This is a genomic window from Bradyrhizobium sp. NBAIM08 (genome assembly GCF_020193935.1).
GTDB lineage: Bacteria > Pseudomonadota > Alphaproteobacteria > Rhizobiales > Xanthobacteraceae > Bradyrhizobium > Bradyrhizobium yuanmingense.
Map to the genome: position 1 here is coordinate 382,913 of NZ_JADYVR010000002.1, position 16,291 is coordinate 399,203.

General features: G+C 64.1%; 24 protein-coding genes. 8 read left to right on the top strand and 16 right to left on the bottom strand.

What is annotated here, in order from left to right:
* Positions 1-92 precede the first annotated feature (92 nt).
* Both I6F37_RS07870 and I6F37_RS07875 read left to right on the top strand, forming a co-directional pair.
* Positions 93-878 (top strand): NYN domain-containing protein, encoded by a 786-nt coding sequence (locus tag I6F37_RS07870; protein WP_225150857.1) that lies wholly within the window; start codon positions 93-95, stop codon positions 876-878.
* 224 nt (positions 879-1,102) lie between these two features.
* Entirely contained in the window at positions 1,103-1,618 is a 516-nt protein-coding gene (locus tag I6F37_RS07875) for a ParB N-terminal domain-containing protein (protein ID WP_225150859.1), read from the top strand.
* 191 nt (positions 1,619-1,809) lie between these two features.
* Here the strand turns inward: I6F37_RS07875 and I6F37_RS07880 are convergent, their stop codons facing one another.
* Complete coding sequence (locus I6F37_RS07880; protein ID WP_025575662.1) at positions 1,810-2,076, bottom strand: DUF2312 domain-containing protein; 267 nt, start codon at positions 2,074-2,076, stop codon at positions 1,810-1,812.
* Between the two features lie 44 nt (positions 2,077-2,120).
* Here I6F37_RS07880 and I6F37_RS07885 point away from each other — a divergent pair, with 44 nt between their 5' ends.
* Entirely contained in the window at positions 2,121-2,918 is a 798-nt protein-coding gene (locus tag I6F37_RS07885; RefSeq protein ID WP_225150861.1) for a phasin family protein, read from the top strand.
* Positions 2,919-3,105: 187 nt separating this feature from the next.
* On the opposite strand, the gene I6F37_RS07890 is transcribed toward I6F37_RS07885, so the two are convergent.
* The gene (locus tag I6F37_RS07890) at positions 3,106-3,405 is read right to left on the bottom strand and encodes a hypothetical protein (protein WP_225150863.1); all 300 of its coding nucleotides are present in this window, start codon (positions 3,403-3,405) and stop codon (positions 3,106-3,108) included.
* A 298-nt stretch (positions 3,406-3,703) separates the two neighbouring features.
* Between I6F37_RS07890 and I6F37_RS07895 the strand changes: the two genes are divergently transcribed.
* Complete coding sequence (locus I6F37_RS07895) at positions 3,704-4,717, top strand: hypothetical protein (RefSeq protein WP_225150865.1); 1,014 nt, start codon at positions 3,704-3,706, stop codon at positions 4,715-4,717.
* Between the two features lie 113 nt (positions 4,718-4,830).
* Here I6F37_RS07895 and I6F37_RS07900 read toward each other — a convergent pair whose 3' ends face one another.
* The 7 genes from I6F37_RS07900 to I6F37_RS07930 all read right to left on the bottom strand — a co-directional run bounded on the left by I6F37_RS07900 (position 4,831) and on the right by I6F37_RS07930 (position 9,367).
* Positions 4,831-5,334 (bottom strand): hypothetical protein, encoded by a 504-nt coding sequence (locus I6F37_RS07900; RefSeq protein WP_036033716.1) that lies wholly within the window; start codon positions 5,332-5,334, stop codon positions 4,831-4,833.
* A gap of 282 nt (positions 5,335-5,616) precedes the next feature.
* Positions 5,617-6,657, bottom strand: a complete 1,041-nt coding sequence (locus I6F37_RS07905) for an acyl-CoA desaturase (protein ID WP_225150867.1) — start codon at positions 6,655-6,657, stop codon at positions 5,617-5,619.
* 223 nt (positions 6,658-6,880) lie between these two features.
* A complete protein-coding gene (locus I6F37_RS07910; RefSeq protein ID WP_036000177.1) occupies positions 6,881-7,162 on the bottom strand; it encodes a hypothetical protein in 282 nt (93 codons plus the stop codon).
* Between the two features lie 296 nt (positions 7,163-7,458).
* The gene (locus I6F37_RS07915) at positions 7,459-8,118 is read right to left on the bottom strand and encodes a cell envelope biogenesis protein TolA (protein WP_225150869.1); all 660 of its coding nucleotides are present in this window, start codon (positions 8,116-8,118) and stop codon (positions 7,459-7,461) included.
* Positions 8,119-8,215: 97 nt separating this feature from the next.
* A complete protein-coding gene (locus tag I6F37_RS07920; RefSeq protein WP_225150872.1) occupies positions 8,216-8,620 on the bottom strand; it encodes a VOC family protein in 405 nt (134 codons plus the stop codon).
* 294 nt (positions 8,621-8,914) lie between these two features.
* Positions 8,915-9,145: a hypothetical protein gene (locus I6F37_RS07925; protein ID WP_225150874.1), complete on the bottom strand. Its 231-nt coding sequence runs from the start codon at positions 9,143-9,145 to the stop codon at positions 8,915-8,917.
* The gene (locus tag I6F37_RS07930) at positions 9,146-9,367 is read right to left on the bottom strand and encodes a pyridoxamine 5'-phosphate oxidase family protein (protein WP_225150876.1); all 222 of its coding nucleotides are present in this window, start codon (positions 9,365-9,367) and stop codon (positions 9,146-9,148) included.
* A gap of 232 nt (positions 9,368-9,599) precedes the next feature.
* Here I6F37_RS07930 and I6F37_RS07935 point away from each other — a divergent pair, with 232 nt between their 5' ends.
* On the top strand, positions 9,600-9,950 hold the full coding sequence (locus tag I6F37_RS07935) for a zinc ribbon domain-containing protein YjdM (protein WP_225113952.1): 351 nt from the start codon (positions 9,600-9,602) through the stop codon (positions 9,948-9,950).
* A 6-nt stretch (positions 9,951-9,956) separates the two neighbouring features.
* Here the strand turns inward: I6F37_RS07935 and I6F37_RS07940 are convergent, their stop codons facing one another.
* Positions 9,957-10,871 carry a DMT family transporter gene (locus tag I6F37_RS07940; RefSeq protein ID WP_036000196.1) on the bottom strand — a complete coding sequence of 305 codons (915 nt, stop codon included), beginning with the start codon at positions 10,869-10,871 and terminating at the stop codon, positions 9,957-9,959.
* 95 nt (positions 10,872-10,966) lie between these two features.
* Complete coding sequence (locus I6F37_RS45885) at positions 10,967-11,443, bottom strand: nuclear transport factor 2 family protein (RefSeq protein ID WP_368736738.1); 477 nt, start codon at positions 11,441-11,443, stop codon at positions 10,967-10,969.
* Between the two features lie 60 nt (positions 11,444-11,503).
* Here I6F37_RS45885 and I6F37_RS07955 point away from each other — a divergent pair, with 60 nt between their 5' ends.
* Entirely contained in the window at positions 11,504-12,064 is a 561-nt protein-coding gene (locus tag I6F37_RS07955; RefSeq protein WP_074447944.1) for a bifunctional transcriptional activator/DNA repair enzyme AdaA, read from the top strand.
* Here I6F37_RS07955 and I6F37_RS07960 read toward each other — a convergent pair.
* Complete coding sequence (locus I6F37_RS07960; protein ID WP_036000218.1) at positions 12,061-12,312, bottom strand: hypothetical protein; 252 nt, start codon at positions 12,310-12,312, stop codon at positions 12,061-12,063. The genes I6F37_RS07955 and I6F37_RS07960 overlap by 4 nt on opposite strands.
* A gap of 171 nt (positions 12,313-12,483) precedes the next feature.
* Entirely contained in the window at positions 12,484-12,687 is a 204-nt protein-coding gene (locus I6F37_RS07965; RefSeq protein ID WP_025035973.1) for a hypothetical protein, read from the bottom strand.
* A gap of 240 nt (positions 12,688-12,927) precedes the next feature.
* Between I6F37_RS07965 and I6F37_RS07970 the strand changes: the two genes are divergently transcribed.
* Positions 12,928-14,259: a D-alanyl-D-alanine carboxypeptidase family protein gene (locus I6F37_RS07970; RefSeq protein WP_036000223.1), complete on the top strand. Its 1,332-nt coding sequence runs from the start codon at positions 12,928-12,930 to the stop codon at positions 14,257-14,259.
* A 4-nt stretch (positions 14,260-14,263) separates the two neighbouring features.
* On the opposite strand, the gene pdxY is transcribed toward I6F37_RS07970, so the two are convergent.
* Complete coding sequence (gene pdxY, locus I6F37_RS07975; protein WP_225141737.1) at positions 14,264-15,079, bottom strand: pyridoxal kinase; 816 nt, start codon at positions 15,077-15,079, stop codon at positions 14,264-14,266.
* A gap of 124 nt (positions 15,080-15,203) precedes the next feature.
* Between pdxY and I6F37_RS07980 the strand changes: the two genes are divergently transcribed.
* On the top strand, positions 15,204-15,548 hold the full coding sequence (locus tag I6F37_RS07980; RefSeq protein WP_036000232.1) for a multidrug efflux SMR transporter: 345 nt from the start codon (positions 15,204-15,206) through the stop codon (positions 15,546-15,548).
* A 42-nt stretch (positions 15,549-15,590) separates the two neighbouring features.
* On the opposite strand, the gene I6F37_RS07985 is transcribed toward I6F37_RS07980, so the two are convergent.
* Together I6F37_RS07985 and I6F37_RS07990 are read right to left on the bottom strand one after the other, a co-directional pair.
* Positions 15,591-15,797, bottom strand: a complete 207-nt coding sequence (locus I6F37_RS07985) for a hypothetical protein (RefSeq protein WP_036000235.1) — start codon at positions 15,795-15,797, stop codon at positions 15,591-15,593.
* A 129-nt stretch (positions 15,798-15,926) separates the two neighbouring features.
* Entirely contained in the window at positions 15,927-16,208 is a 282-nt protein-coding gene (locus I6F37_RS07990; protein ID WP_036000293.1) for a hypothetical protein, read from the bottom strand.
* Positions 16,209-16,291: the final 83 nt, after the last annotated feature.

Below are 16,291 nucleotides of genomic sequence, written 5' to 3' on the forward strand. Positions count from 1 at the left end.
CGATTACGGGAGCTAATCTTTGAACGAGGGCTACCATGAGCTTTGGAAGACTTGGAGCCCGCGGAGGCGGTCCGTCGAGGAATATTGCAGCCGTGACAAAGTATGCATTTATCGATGGTGGATTTGTCGATGCAATGGTGCGAAGGACATCCGAATACTTCGCGACCGATCTCAGCCTCAACAAGATCGATTACCGAGCCATTGCCGGTGGACATCAGAGGACGTTTTACTACGACGCGTTGCCCGCCAAAAAGGACAAGGAGTCTGACGAGGATTACGAATTACGTGTAAGAAAAAAGCGAGAACAATTCGAGTTGGTAAATCGTACGCCCTTCATGCACGTTCGAGAGGGCCTGACACGGGGGCAGAACAAGACCCTGCGCCAGAAAGGCGTTGATATCTTACTCGCAATCGATGTTTTCAAACATGCGACGTCTGGGCATATGTCCGAAGCCCACATCATGACGAAGGACCTTGATTTCTTCCCGCTCTTTGAAGCCCTGCGCGATACTCCAGTCGCCGTCCACCTACACTGCTATCCTGCAGAGACTTCCAACGAACTGATGGCGCTTGCTGACGTCGTGGTGCCAGTTAATCCATTCAAGGTGCTGCAGTGGATGCATCATCAATCTAGGGACAGCTACGTCGAGTGGAACATTTCAATCGGCGACGTAAATCCTCAGAAGCTCTTCATTGTCGGAAATTGCGAAGAGCTCGACTTTTATATTTATCAGGACGACGGTATGCCATTTTTCGGCCGCGCCATGGCCTACAATCCTTCGAGCTTAATGCGCTCAAATCACTGGGAGCATATCGTGGATGACTTTGAGGCCCGAGTCGGCAAACGCGTCTACTTGGATCAATCGGCAAAGCGATAGCAAGCTATGCTAATCACGCGGGCCTACGCTCAATCCACTCCGTGTGTGTTCTGTCAGCATACCTTTGCAGTTCAGGGCAGGAAATTCTTGTTGGCGACATGCGACCCTGATTGAGTGGACAGCGAAGTCCTCCGAATTGCCTTTGCGGTCGCCCTCTTCCCCCCTAAGCTCCCAACCTCCCCGGCATGGGTTCCGACGGGCCCGGCAGAAGCGGAGTTAAAGTCATGCCCAAACCGGAAAGCTTCCCGATCGAGAAGATCTTCGTTCCGACCAAGCAGAAGAAGGCCGTCAAGCCCGAGACCGTCGGGGAGATCGCGGAAAGCATGCTGGAGATCGGACAACAGGTCCCCATCTCCGTTCGGCTCGACGGAGACCGCCTGGTTCTGGTCGAGGGACTGCATCGGTTAGAAGCCTGCAAGGCGCTCGGCGAGACGACCATTCTCGGTGTCCTCGTTTCGGCCGAGCTTGCTCAACACAAGCCGCAGCTCGCCGAACGGCCCGAGGTCGAGGCGGAACGCATCAAGATGGCGCGATTGAAACAGCTGCGCCTCGAGAAGGAAGCCGCTGAGGCATCGGCGGCTGCCTTGAAGGGCGTCAGGCAGTCGGAAGCGCCGCGTACCCGTCCGACGAAAGGCGTGCGCGACAATCCGAAGGCATCACCGGGCCGGATTGTGAAATCGAAACCGAAATCATTGTCGGACTGGATCACGCAGCAAAAGGGTAGCGGCGGCCGCTATTGATGGCCACGCCGTCATTCCGGGGCGCGCCCGCTTGGGCGCGAGCCCGGAATCCATCGGGCGGCACGACGAGTGGCGCAATGGATTCCGGGCTCGCGCTTCGCGCGCCCCGGAATGACGGTGCTTCACTTGGGGCTGTTGCCACCGCATGACGGCCGCAATCCTAGGGATCGCGGCCATCTCTCCCTCATCGATCACGCCGCCTTCGCCTGCTCCGGCGAGGCCGTCTCCATCGCGCGCATGTAGAGGTCGAGCAGGCTTTCGCGCTCGTCGCGCTCGTTCTTGTCTTCCTTGCGCAGCTTGATGATCTCCTTGAGGATCTTCACGTCGAAACCCTCGCCCTTGGCTTCCGCGAAGACTTCCTTTTTCTGTTCGCTCAACTCCTGCATTTCGCTGTCGAGGTTCTCGATCCGCTCGACGAAGGAACGGATCTTGCCGCCGGGAATGGTGATGTCGGACATGGTGCCTCTTTGCTGACTAAGGTCGTGAAAATGCCCGCAAAGAAATGACCAATGTGTTAACCGAGTTGCCGCACCCGATGCCATCGCGCCGCAGCGATACCCGGGACAGGCGACCACCCCGCAGCTATCTGGATCGGCGACTTCTTGCCGGATGCATCGAAGATGCGGCGGCAAAATCTCACCACATGGCCGCCACGCAAGCGACAGCCCGCAATCGCGATTTCAGCGCAAACGCGACGGAGGCTCGCGGCTTCATCGATATTCAGGAGCCATTTGCAATGTTGAGTGCGGTGGACAACAAGCCAAGGGGAAAATCCGGCCGGCGCGGCGGCAAGAAGAAATCGGGACATCGGACCGGGGCCGGCGAGCAACGCGCAAGTGCAGCGCATCAATTGCCGGATGCCTCGACGGAGAACAGGCAAGAGACCGAGGAAAAGACCGAGCAAGAGCCGAGCCGACACATCAGTGCGGAGATACCTTCGGCTGCGGCCTTGCCGGACGAGGCTTCCGGGATGGAGCTAGCTGCAAGCCCGCCCGTCGTACCGGTCGAACCCTTCCAGGCCAGCACGCAAGCGATTGCCGACGCCTATAGCGACTACATCAGGACCTCGCTTGAGCAAGCCTGGAGCTTCCTGGGAAAGCTCGCGACGGCGCGTTCACCCGTCGAGGCCTTTGAGCTTCAGATGGCGTACGCGAAACAGGCCTGCGACTCGTTTGTCGCCGAATCCCAGAAGATCGCCGAGCTGCATGAACAATTGACCAGAGAAAGGGTCATGCATCTTGAGGGTTTCGTGGCCAGGCTCACCCAGACCACGCTCGAAATCCGCACGATACGTCACTAACGGCAGCTGCCTGTTGCGGCGCCGCGGGGCGTAGGTGGGTTAGCTTGCGGTCGCTCGAAGCGCGGTCCGCCAGCGTAACCTACCATCTCTCCGCCGCCGAGATCAAAGATGTGGGTTGCGCTACCCGACCTGCGCTTGTGCCGTCGCGGAGCTAACTCACCCTGCGCGCCTGAGGACCGCCTGGAGTTCAGTACCCTGACTTCGTGCCAGTGGTCGACCCGGTGCTCGCGCCCGTGGTTTGACCTGTGGTTTGTCCTGTAGTTCTTCCGGGAGCGTAGCTCGACGCGCCGGGGCTGGTTCTCTTCGAGGACTTCGCCTGCTGCTTCTTCTTGTGTCCCGGAGCGTAGCTGGAAGCGCCCGGCTCGCCCTTCTTGCCCATTTGCTGCATCTCATGACCTGGCGTCTTGCTCGATACACCCTGAGCAAATACGGCTGGTGCGGTAGCCATGACAACGGCAGCCGAAAGCGCGATGATCATTGCTTTCATGTTGTCCTCCTCGAACAAGCCCCTCGAAGGAAACGGAATGGACTAGCGCCCGTTCCCCTCAGCGAACGTTCATGGCGCCGCGGGGCTGGACGCCCCTGGGATCGCTTCGATCCGCTCGACTATCCTACGAAATGCGCTTTGCGCAGTCGCGGCGACAACCCATCCTACGCGCTCACGCCGCCCGCTCCCTCGCCCGCCATAATTTCTCCTTTGCACACGCGTTGTGTCGGACAGCGGCGAGACCTATCCTTGATCGGACTGCCTCCCATTGACGCCCGACCGGATGGAGAGCGCATCGATGCCTGACACGAACGACCCCAAGCCTGATACCGGCAAGACCGATAACGCCAAGCCTGATACCGCCAAGCCTGATGCGTCCAAGCCGGACGAGGCACGTGCCTATAGCGGGCTGACTCGGGCTTACGACCGGATCAAGAGCGCAGAGGAAGACCTCGCGCGGCTGGACCGCCTTGTTTCCGGAATGGAACGGAGCAGCGAAGCCCCGCGGACCTCGCACGCAAGCGCCGCCTCGACGGCAGCCGCCACCTCCGCAAACAAGGCGCCGACGCCGGATGACCGGGTTCTAAACACCAAGCCGCGCGATCAGGGCCTGAGGGGAGACAGGGCCATGATGCGCGCTCTGGCTATTCTCGTGATGGCGATCGGCCTGCTCGGTGCCGCCGTCGCATCGCAATATGGCGACGAGGCGACATCGATCGGCAAGTCCATCATGGCGCGATGGGCTCCACCCGCGAGCGCACCCCCGCAAGCGACCGCCGCGGAAAGTCCGGCGCAGCCGGCGACGGTGCTGCTGGCGGCCGCGGATGAGCCGAGCCCGGTGCCTGCACCGCCGGGGCCCAAGGACACGGAAAGCGCTCCGAAGCCTGCCGCCACGGCGGCCGAGCCGTCATCGTCCGAGCTCGCGCAATCGCTCAAGGTCATCACGAGCGAGCTTGCGAACATCAACGGCAAGCTCGAGCAGCTGAAGAGCAGCAGCGAGCAGACCCTGCGCGACCAGGCCGACACTATTCAACAGCTCAAGGCCGCGCAGGAGAAGGATGCGGCGGACAATGCGCGCCTCGCCGCGCAGGTCCAGGCGCTGCAAGCGCAACTGAGCGCGTCATCGGCGTCATCCGCCTCTACACCCGCCAAGCCCGTCGTGCGCAGCGTGGTGAGCAACGACACGGCTGCGCGTGCCCGGGCGCACGCACCAGACGCCGCGCCACGACGGCCCAGGCCGCCGCCGCGAGGCCCCTGGATGCCGCCGCGCTATATGGCCGACCCCTATTATTACGGCGATCCGGATTGGTGAGGCCGTTTCGCGAAGGCGCGATTGGATTTGAAGTGCGTAGGGTGGGTTACGCTGCGCGAGCTGCGCCTTGCGCAGTCGCGCAGCTAACCCACCCTACCGGACCTACGCTCCCCTCAGCGTATCTCGCTCATCGTCACCTTGGCCGCGATCCCCGTCAGCTCGGGCTCTTGCGGCGCAAGCTCCTCATCGGAAGGGCCGACCGAGACTTCAGCCATTCTGCGTTTGACCTGTTCGCAGGTCTTGCGAACGTCTTCGGTGAACAGCGCGCATTCTTCGATGCGCTTGAAGATCTTGCGTCCCTCTTCACGATAGCCTGCCGCCGTTTCTCGCATGAAGGCGATCGCATCATGAACCTGGGCCGTCAGCGCCTCGCATTTTTGCGCGGCGTCGATCAACTCGGTGCCCATGGCCTCGATCTCTTTTGCAGCGGACTCATAGTCGCGAATGACCGCTTCTGCACTGAGCGCACCGACCCGGGACACGCCCGCGGTGTGCTCCACGTAATCAGGCAGATTAACTGAAGTAATGGAGCTTCCCGACCGGATCGAAGTGATGTCCGCTTCGAGTTGGACCAAGTTCACTCCGTCCCGTCTGTGCAATTGTTCGACACTTGCCATGACTGTCCTCCCAATACGCGCTCAAAACCCCAAGCAGCATTGGGTTTATTACGGGGATAAATGCCGTTCTACCTCTATGTATTCTTGACAGTCTCCACTTTGCCACTTTTACCCAATCGCCAACTCTGCACGCAGAGATGACGGGCCATCAAACTTCAATTTGTCCGTGCACCTGTGCGCGAACCTGATGACGAGTTCGACCGGCACTGTCGTCAACCTCAACGTCCGGCGAACCGCCTGCGCAGCGGAAATCCGCATCGCGCCCGCCATGGGCGGGCACGATTATGTTCCGGGGGCGCGAAGGTCGTCGGCGTCGAAGGCATTCCCGACGGCGGCTGGCGCAGGCTCGCCCGGCCCTGCATCCGCCGCACGTTGGCGGCCGGCACCGCCCGCCGCGAAAATATCATGCACCAGCCCGAGCTTCCCCAATCCCAGAATGATCAACCCGTTGATGTCCACCTCGTACCAAGCGTGCGAGATGTAGGCATCGCGCGGAAAGCGGTGATGGTTGTTGTGCAGCCCTTCGCCAAAGGTGAGCAGCGTGGTCACCAGCTCGTTAGTGGTGCCGTCATGGGTCTCGAAGCGACGGTAGCCCCAGCGGCCATCGCTGTGGCAGACCGAGTTGACCAGCGAGGTCGCCATCGTCATCAGGTAGCTGCGGAACAGGCCGGCGAACAGGATGCAGCCGATCATCGTGCGCGCGCCGCCGAAGGCATAGCCGATGGCGCCCGGAATGATCAGCGCCGAGAGCGCATACCAGTACCAGCGCGTCCTGGTGAAGAACATCGCGATCGGGTCGGCCAGGATGTCCTTGGCGTAGTAGCTGGCATCGGTGGTCTCGCGGTCCCACACCCAGCCGCCTTGCGCATGCGTCATGCCCTTGGCGAAACTGGTATAGGGATGGCCGCCGCCGTCGTAATAGGGGCTGTGCACGTCGCCGGGCCGGTCGGAGTGCAGATGGTGCCGCCGATGGTTGCTCACCCATTTCAGGATCGAGCCCTGCACCGCCATGGTCGCGAGCGCGGCGAAGATCGTCCGCATCACCGGACCGCAGCGGAAGCTGCGGTGCACGAAGTAGCGATGCATGAAGCCGATGCCGATCGTGGACATGATGAACGTGCCCGCGAACACCGAGACTTCGACCCAGCCGATGCCTTGCCAGAAGGCCCAGACCAGCGCCGCGATCGAGCCGCCGACCATGATGGCGAACGAGATGTAGGAATCGCGAAACTTGGCGTCGACCACCGGACCTTCGGTCAGCACGCCCGGCGGCATTTTCGGCTCCGCAAGCTGCTCGGACGCCACGCTCTCAACCACGCTCATTTCAGCCGATCCATTTACACTGCACTTTTCTGCAGTGCAGCGTACAACCCCTGGTTATCAGAGGCAAGGACCGGGGCGGCCGTAGGAGCACGGGCGGCGTAGCCCCGCCCCTTTCGCTTCTCTGCCGATAGAGAGTGGTGATCATGACGAGCAGGTGCACGTCGTGCCTCTGCTCAGCTCACCCACCCTCATGCGCCGATCAGTTTGGCGTCGGTCGGTGCCTTCACCACCAATACGGCCAGCGCCATCCCTCATAGCGCACGTAGGACGGCACCAAGGGCGGGCCGTAGGGATCGACCCGGTCGTGCTCGGGGCGATAGCGATAGCGTGGCACGATGTTGTAATCCCACGGCGTCGGCCTCAGCACCGGCGCCGTGACGATGAGCCGCTCCTGCGGCGCGCGAACGACGACGGCTCTCCGCGTCCGGGCTTCGGCGTCCGAGGTTGCAAGGCCGCTCAGCACCAGGGCGGTTCCGAGCGCGCAGGCGGCAGTCATCTTGGTCATGCGTTGGTCTCCTTCGCTTCAAGAGTGCAAAAGGATGCCAGGCGAGGCAAGCAAATTTCGCGCGAGGTGCGGACATAAGCGCTGTGCGCTTTGGCGCTCCGACCTCTCCCCGTCATTGCGAGGAGCACTTGCGACGAAGCAATCCAGAGTCCTTCCGCGGAGGGAGCCTGAATTGCTTCGCGGAGCCTGTCATCGGGCCGCGCTCCGCGCGGACCCAGTGGCTCGCAATGACGGCGAGTACGACGCAAGGGTGGTCTAGGTGAGCAACAGAACTCCCGGACGTCGGCACCTGCCTCTCACTCGCTCGCGCGGCGCAGGGCCTGATCCAGCTTGTGCCTCTGCTTGTCCCAGCGCTCCTGCTCCGCTTCGGCGCGCGCCTCGAGCGCGGCCCGCTCGGCTTCGATCGCCCCGGCCTTCGCGTCGTGCTCGCGTCTTGCTTTGTCGAGCGCTGCTTCCGCCGCGGCAACCGCCTTGTCGCGCCGCGCACGCTCCTTGGCGCGGGCGGCCTCCTCCTTGGCACGCGCTGCCTCGCGCCGTCGCTCCTCCTTCTCGAAAGCTGCTGCGGCCTTGCGGGCGGCCGCATCATCGATCTCGCGGAATGCATTCCGGGCCGTCCTGGCGGGACGCTTCTTTGACGTCGGTTTGCTCTCGGCCTTGCTCTTGGACTTGCGCTTGGACTTGCGCTTGGGCTCGGCCTCACCTGCGCCGAGATCAGTCGGCAGCTCCGCGCTCTCGGTGAACGGGCCGTCCGAGCCGACCGGGCGCCTCAGCACCACGCCCGGCTTCGCCATGGTCGCGGCGACGACATCGGGATCGTCGGTCTCCCTGGCGACGCCCTGATGGAACAGATTGGAGCTGGCGCCCCAGGCGGCAAGCGCCGCCTTCATCGAGGGCGCGGCGATCGCCTGATCGTAGAAGCCGAGCGAGGTCTGGTACGTCTTCAGCTTCTTTGCCATGTCGCTCCGATGTCGGCGCAGCCTTCCGCAGGCGATCGTAGCCCGGATGGAGCAAAGCGCAATCCGGGTGGCTCAGCACGCTCGGCCCCGGATTAGGCTACGCACCTTCAAGCAACGCGTCATACCCTTGCGCGCTGAACGCCAACAGACAAAAACCGTGCCCGAACGGATCGGCCAGCATCGCGATCCGCCCATAGGGCGCATCGCTCGCCGGCACCTCCAGAATCGCACCCGCAGCGAGGGCACGCGCGACGGCCGCGTCGACATCGTCGACGACGACGTCGATATGCACCGGCGTCCAGTGCCGCTCATAGCGGCGGGGGTCGCCGCCGGCGCCGATGGTGTCGGCCTGCTTGGTCAAGAGATACACCGGTGCGGGCCAGCCGTTGAGCTCGACGAAGTCGGCGCCGAAGCGGCGGCCGACCGAGAGGCCAAAGGCTTCGGTGTAGAACGTCGTGGCTTTCGCCACGTCGGGAACATCGATGTTGAGGAGGAAGCTCATGAGCGGCTCGTCGCAAGTTGAGGCGCGAGCGTAGCCCGGACGGAGCGCAAGCGTAATCCGGGATGGTGCCGCACCCGACGCCCCCGAGCGCGTTCCACGATGGCATCATGCCATTGTTTTGCCCGACGGGTCAAATCCTGTTCGATTTTGCCGAAGTCAGGAAAAACCCCGAGCAATTCCATGGGGATGGCTACTGTGCATGGGGTTGTTTTCGCAACACTTGCTTGAGCCGGCGGCGGTGTGGACGACGCTGCAGAGAAACAGCATCGACAGCGCAGCTCGCAGCTCGCGTCCTCAGCACGTCACGAGATCGGTGTGGCCGAATCCCTTGGAATAATCGAGCAGCGAGATCACCGTCGGTGTGAGACGGATCAGCCGCACCTCGGATGGCTTCGGCACGGGGAGGCCGATGGCCTTCTGCTCGGGATAGCGCGCCATCAAAAGCGCGATCGCCTTCTCGGCCTCGGCTGGATCGGTCACGGCCACCGCCCGCGCCGCCATGGACAGGCCGGTGATCTCCATCACTTACGCCGGATCGTCATCGATCGCCAGCGACACGCGGTCGTCGCGAGAGATGTTCTGTGCCTTCTGGCTGTCGGGGCCGCAGAGGAAGTAGATGGTGAAACCTTCGTTGGCATAGCCGACGGTCGTCACTTGCGGCCAGCCATCGGCGCGAAGCGTCGCGATCCGCATCGTGCGGTGCTGGTCCAGCAAGGTCTGGATTTTTCGTCTGAGTGTGTCGTCCATCGCTGCCTCCGGCGGTCATTCCTGAAGACACGGTACGCCCCTCGCGCGCAGTGCCGTTGATGCAGCTCAACGCGCGGCGGCGATGTTGCCTCATTGAAAGCGTCGGCAGGCATCGCCCGGTGATATCGCACCGGCAGGCGCGGCCAGCCCGCGCCGTGCGCAGCTTTTGCTTGCTTTCCCGGTTCCCGCCTCTACGGTCGCGCCGCGAACGAACGCGCGAGACAAGACCGTCATGACCGACGCGATGAAATGCCCGACCTGCAATTCCGAGCACGCCTATCAGGACCGCGATCTCTGGGTCTGCCCGGAGTGCGGCCATGAATGGAGCGGCGCGGCGGACGCGGCCACGGACACGGCGCAGGATGCGGGCGTGCGCGATGCCAACGGCAATGTGCTCGCCGACGGCGACAGCGTCATCGTGATCAAGGATCTCAAGATCAAGGGCTCGTCCTCGGTCGTCAAGGGCGGCACCAAGGTGCGCAATATCCGCCTGCAGGACGCCAGCGACGGCCACAACATCGCCTGCAAGATCGACGGCATCGGCGCGATGAATCTGAAGTCGGAGTTCGTGAAGAAGGCGTGAGGTCCGCTAGCTTTGCCGCTGCGCCAGGTAGAACCCGCACAGCACCGTCACGAGGCCTGCCGTCTGCAGCATCGTGGGCGGCTCGCCGAGCAGCAGCCAGCCGGTGAGCAGCGTCAGCGCGGGCACGCAGGCCGGAAACACCGCGGCGCGGGCCACGCCGAGACGCTGGACGGAGACGGCGTAGAGATAGAGCGCCGCGGGGCCGGCAAGCACGCCCTGCGCCAGCGCCTGGATCGCGTTCTCGGTCACGCCGATTGACGCAATGTGGGCGAGACCCACCGTGGCGACGTAGACCGGCACCAGCAGCAGCGACAGCACGTTGATGACCAGCGCAGCCGGCACGGCCGAGACGCGCCAGCGGCGCAGCATCGCGCCGAACCCGGCGAACATGAATCCGGCAAGCACGAAGATGAGATCGCCCTGAATGCCGTTGGCACCGATGTGGCCGATTGATTCCGCACCGATCACGCCGAGGCCTCCGACGATGACGAGCGCACCAGTCAGGCGCGAGGCGGAGATCCGCTCCTTCAGCACGACCGCCGCGAGCAGAAGGCCGCCGAGCGTGGCGCAAGAGGGCTGGATCACGCTGCCATGGCCGAGCGGGACGAACAGGAAGCCGATGTACGAGATCAGCGACATCACGGGACCACCGAGCACCATCAGCACGAGCCCCCTGCCCCAGCCGATGCCGCAGAGATCGGAGAGTCCGGCGCGCAACACCAGGGGCAGGAATGCGATCCCCGACCAGACATAGCGATGCACCAGCAGATCGACCGGCGTGAAGCCGGCCTTGAGGCCGTGCCGCGTGGCGGCAAAGCCGAGCGCCCAGAACAGCGCTGCGGCAAGCCCGCAGACCACGCCGAGCAGTGCCGGCGCGGTATCCTTCTTCTGAGCGTCGGCGCCGCTCGTCCGCTGATCCATGGATCACTCGATATGTCGGCTCGCTGAGCCGCTCAACCCACGCGGCTGCAGGGCTGTCACGCGAGGGCGATGCCGACTACGCGTGTTACAGCCCCTCATCGAAGACCATCCGCCATCCCTTGCGCGTATCCATGTATTCCCGCACTTGCCTGATCCGGTCGCCCACCACCTCGAACACGAAGCAATACTCGTTCTCGTACGGCTTGCCGCCCGGCAGCGTGGCGCGCATCCCGCTCCTCCACGATCACGACATCGCCGTCGACATAGACGCCGCGGAACGTGATATCGATGCTCGAAAACAGCCTGTGCATTTCCTTGGCGATGAAGCGGGCGATCTGGTGCGCTCCCACCATGTGATCGGTATGATCGAGCGCGACGGCGGTGGCATTGGCCTTCGGCGCGATCCATTCGGCGTCGTCGGTGAAGAGTGCTGCGATGCGCTCGGGATCGCGTGACGAAAAGGTCTTCCAGGCGTTCAGTACGACGTCTCTCGGGCTGGTCACGATGGGGGCTCCGGCCCTGTTGCGATGAGAACCGCCTTCTAGGCCGCGAGGCGCGCCGCGGCTCGCCACAATCAGACTCGGTCATCCGGCAGCCCTTCCGCCGCCGACCTCATGCGCTACCATGCGATCATGTTGAGCTTTGATGTCTGCAACGCCGCGCGCCTGCGCCGCGATCCCCGCTATGACGGCCGCTTTTTCACGGCGGTGAAGACCACGGGCATCTATTGCCGGCCGGTCTGTCCGGCCAAGCAGCCGCTGGCGCGCAATGTGGTCTATTATCCGACGGCTGCGGCTGCCGAGGCCGCCGGCTTCCGGCCCTGCCTGCGCTGCCGTCCCGAGACCGCTCCTTTCTGCCCGGCCTGGAACGGCACGCGCTCCACGGTGGCCCGGGCCATGAGGCTGATCGATGACGGCGCGCTGGATGAAGGCTCGGTGGTCGATCTCGCGACGCGGCTCGGCATCTCGTCGCGTCACCTGGCGCGCCTGTTCGAGCGCCATGTCGGCGCTACGCCGCAGCAGCTCGCCAAGACACTGCGCGTCCAGCGCGCCAAGCGCCTGCTCGATGCCGGCGATGACAGCATGACCGCTATCGCATTCCAAGCCGGGTTCGGCAGCCTGCGCAGGTTCAACGCCGCCTTCGCCGAACTCTACGGCCGCTCGCCGTCGAGCCTGCGCGCGCGGCGAGCTTAGCGGCCCGCGCCAGTGATCACGTCCGCGGTCTTCACCTTGCGCGGGCTGAGCACCTTCGCCTGGTGGACCGAGGCGATTGCGCTTGGCGCTGCGACCTGCTGCTCGACATGTGCGGCACCGAGCACGCGCAACTGCAGCGGGGAAACCGGGAATCCGTTGGCCTCATAGGTCGGCAGCTCGGCGGCGAAAGCCGCGGTACCGCCCGCGATCGTCAGGAAGGCGGCGATCGACAAGGTCTTTTTGTTCATTGGTGATGCTCCGAGGTTTGAGAGTCGGAGCCTATTTAGGCGCATTTTGCTGCAGTGCGACATACACCGCCGCATTGCAACATCGCATGCAATGCATGACGTTATGCCTAATGCGTCCAGGGATTTGGGCGAATCACGCCGGCTGCGACGCGGCGCCTCCAGAGGAGCCGCTCAGCCACCAAGCACGTTGCCCCAGCCGTCGAAGAGATAGGTCTTCCAGGCCACGGTTCCATCAGCGCCGGGCCGGCTGGCGCGGCGGTAGTCCTCGGCCTGGTCGGCGGTCCAGGTGATGATCGTGTCGGAGAGACGATCGTGCAGGATGGCGGGCTCGGTGGGGTCGAAGGCGTCCATGGGACGAAGCGAGGGATGCGTCATGGCGCCTCCAACGCACCAGCCGCAACAAAGTTGCGGCAACGTCAATGGAACCGGGCGTTGCACCTCGGCCACAGTTGCCCCGAAAAGCCCGCACTCCCCGATTTGCGCCATTGCGCCGCCACACCGTGGCCCGAACAATCGACGTGCTGCGTGCCTTTCCGTGCGACTGTTTCGTCAGACTGTTTGCATCATCACTGTTCGGGCAAGATTGTTCGAGCAGACCGTTTGGAGGCAGGGATCATGAACGATCGGCGGTCTCTTCTGGTGGCGGTGTCGTGTCCCTCGGCCGTTCTCGCCGGCTGGCTGGCATTGTCTCTCTCCGCTTATGCGCCTGCGCTCATCGAAAACAGCGCCGCCAATGCGGCCGCCATCTCGCGCGCCAAGGATCGTGCCAAGGATCATGCTAAGGATCTCGGCCGCATCGACCTCGCCGACGTGCCGCGCGCTGCGACCCTTGAGGACCGCTTCGCCTTGACCGCCGACATCGCAGCCACCGTCACTGCGCTGCCCGACCCTCCCGCGCCGGCAGAGGCAACGCCGGAAGAGCCCGCCTCCACCATCAAGCTTGCCTCGGCCGACCCGGCGCTGATCCTGCCGGTGGAAGCCGTGCCCGCGCCGCCGATCTTGCCTGAACCGGAGCCCGTCGTCAGCGAGGTTGCCCCCGCCCCTGTGGCGGAGCCCGTCAAGCTCGCATCCACCGATCCCACCGAGATCGTGACGACGGACACATTGTCGGCCGCGGCGATCGCGAGCGACCCCGTTGCGCCTGCGCGCAAGGCGTCACCGCCTGCCGACAACATCGCCGTGCTCGACGAATGCTTCGTCATGGAGGCCTGCATCGACCGCTACCTCTGGGCGCTCTATCAGCGCACCGCCAAGGAAGACACGATGAAGGTGCAGGAGCGGCGCGCCGTCACGATCAAGCGCAAGGGCAAGACCGTCACGGTGATGCGCAGCTTCACCAAGCTGGTCGATCAGGACTTCACCTGGAAGGATCCGCATGCGGCCGAGCGCGCCGGCATGTCGATGATGGACTACGTCATCGGCGGCATGGACAAGCGCTTCAAGCAGAAGCTGTTCCGCATGATGCTCGCGGCCGAAGCCGCCGGTCTCTCGCCGGGCATCACCAGCGCGTTCCGCGACGACTATCGCCAGTCGATCGCGAGCGGCCTGAAGGCCGCCTCCAACCGCTCCTATCACGGCGGCAGCACGCGCGGCGGCTACGGTCACGGCATGGCGGCCGACATCGTCAGCACGCAAGGCAGCAACAGGGCGCAGCGCTGGGTCTCGACCGAAATCCTGTGGAAGTGGGTCGATGCCAACGGCAAGGCGTACGGCATCGGCCGACCCTATCTCGGCCGCGATCCGCCCCATGTCGGCCCGATCGACGGCCAGGAATATATCTCGAAGCGCGGCACCTCCGACCGCAAGGACGTTGCCGGCGCCAAGCCGAAGAAGACACAGGGCCTCGCGAGCGCCAAGCCGCCGAAGGCCGACGTCGCGCGCGAGCAGAAGGGCCCGGCGGCCAAGCCGCAGAAGTCGGCGCAATCGGCCGGCAAGCGCGCGACCTGACGGTTTACGGCTTGCGCTCTGCCGTCGGCAGCGGCACCAGCCGCATCTCGGCCGAGCCGGCGGCCTGCGTGCGCACCAGCACGGCAAAGACCGTGTCGACCGCGCGCCGTACCGCCAACTCCATTGCTTCGCCCTTGGCCAGATGCGCCGCGATCAGCCCGGTGAGGAGATCGCCGGTGCCGTAGGGACGGATCGGCAGGCGCGGCGTCGCAAAGCGCGACAATCGCCCATCAGTGCACAGGATCGTCTCCACCTGGCCCGCCGCCGTGTCAGCGAGGGTGCAGCCGGTGGCGACGACGTCGGTGCCTGCCCCAGCCAGCACCGCGCAGGCCGCGCTGAGGCTCTCGGCGTCGGCAATTGCGACCCCAGAGAGCAGCTCGAGCTCGAACTGGTTCGGCGTCGTCAGGTTCGCCGTCGGCAGCAGCCGGTGGCGGAGCACGTCAAGGATGCCGTCCGCGACATAGACGCGGCCGTCGTCACCGATCACGGGATCGCAGAGATAGACGAGCTTCCCATTGCGCGTGCACGCCCGCTCGACGAAATCGGCGATGACGGCGGCATTGCCGGGCGAGCCGAGATAGCCGGTGACGACCACCGCGGCCTCGTCGACCAGGCCGCGCTCCTCGACTCCCCTCAGGAGATCGGCGACGAGCTCGGTCTCCAGCACCCGTCCGCGCAGGCTCGGATAGCGCGGATGGTTGGACAGCAGCGTCGTCGGCACCGCAGCGACGTTCACGCCCTCCGCCTGCATGGCATAGGCGGCCGCGCTGTTGCCGACATGGCCGTGGACCACCTGGCTCTGGATGGAGATGACGAGCATGAAAGAGGTCCGTAGAGTCAAACTTCGGGCGACGCAAGCGCTGCGTCCTGTCGCGGACTCGTCATTCCCGCGTGATATTTGCGGTCGCACGTCAGCCATCCGTCGGCCCGGACACAGCCTCCGCATGACCTCCGTCTTCAACGCCTATACGGCTCTCGCCCTCGCCATCGTGTTCGAGGTCACCGCGTCGGCGTTCCTGCAGCAGTCCGCGCAGTTCACCCGTCCCTGGCCGACGCTGGCGATGGTGCTGTTCTACGTCGCCTCGTTCTACGCGCTCTCGGTGGCGATTCGGGTGATCCCGTTGAGCATCGCCTATGCGATCTGGGGCGGGGTCGGCATCATCCTGACCGCCACCGTCTCCTTCGTGCTGTTCCGTCAGATCCTGGACGCCGCAGCCTTCGTCGGCATCGCGCTGATCGTATCAGGGGTGGTGATCATCAACCTGTTCTCGGAGACCACCGTGCGGTGATGCGCGCGGTGCCGACTCTGAGCAAGAGGTCGCGCCCCACCATCACGCTGCGGACAACTGATCGAGCTCGGACGGCGCGTAGGCCTTGCCATCCTGGTCGGTGACGACCACCCGCCACCCCTCGCTCGCCCACACTTTCGCCTTCGCCACGATGAGCAACCGGCTCTCGCGGGCGAAACTGTACTTCTCGTTGTCGCGTTCTGCGACCATCTTGTAGGCCAATTCGCATCCCCTTGCGTCGCCCTGCACCCGGCCTTGTCGTGGCAGCGGGCTTTGGCGGCAATTCGCCGGGAGCGTGGCAATTTGGTGCCATCCACGAGGCCTGTGGCCGGCCCCGTGCCGTCGCAACAGAGCCGATCTCGTTGCCTCGGATCGGCGCTAATGCACGCGGATAATGTGCGGGCGGCCGAGATTGATCAGGCCCTGCACCGCCGAAAGGCGGTCATTGAGGGCTGCGATGGTGAGCAGCAGATTGTTGCGACGCTCATCGAGTAGTCCCATTTCTGCGCCCGACAGCTTGGTGCCCGCCCGCTCCTTGTGGATCTCCTCGAGGGATTCGCGCAGTCCGGCAATCAGGCCGGCCAGCTGCTTGGCCTCCTTGGTCATCGACCGCTTCGCGACATTTTGCTGACGGCGCGTCTCCGCTTGGTTCTGTCTCATCGTCATCCTCCGGTGCCCCGCTGCCCCGAGTGGATGCTTACAGCTTTGGATAGACATATTACGATCGATGAAATCTGCCCGCG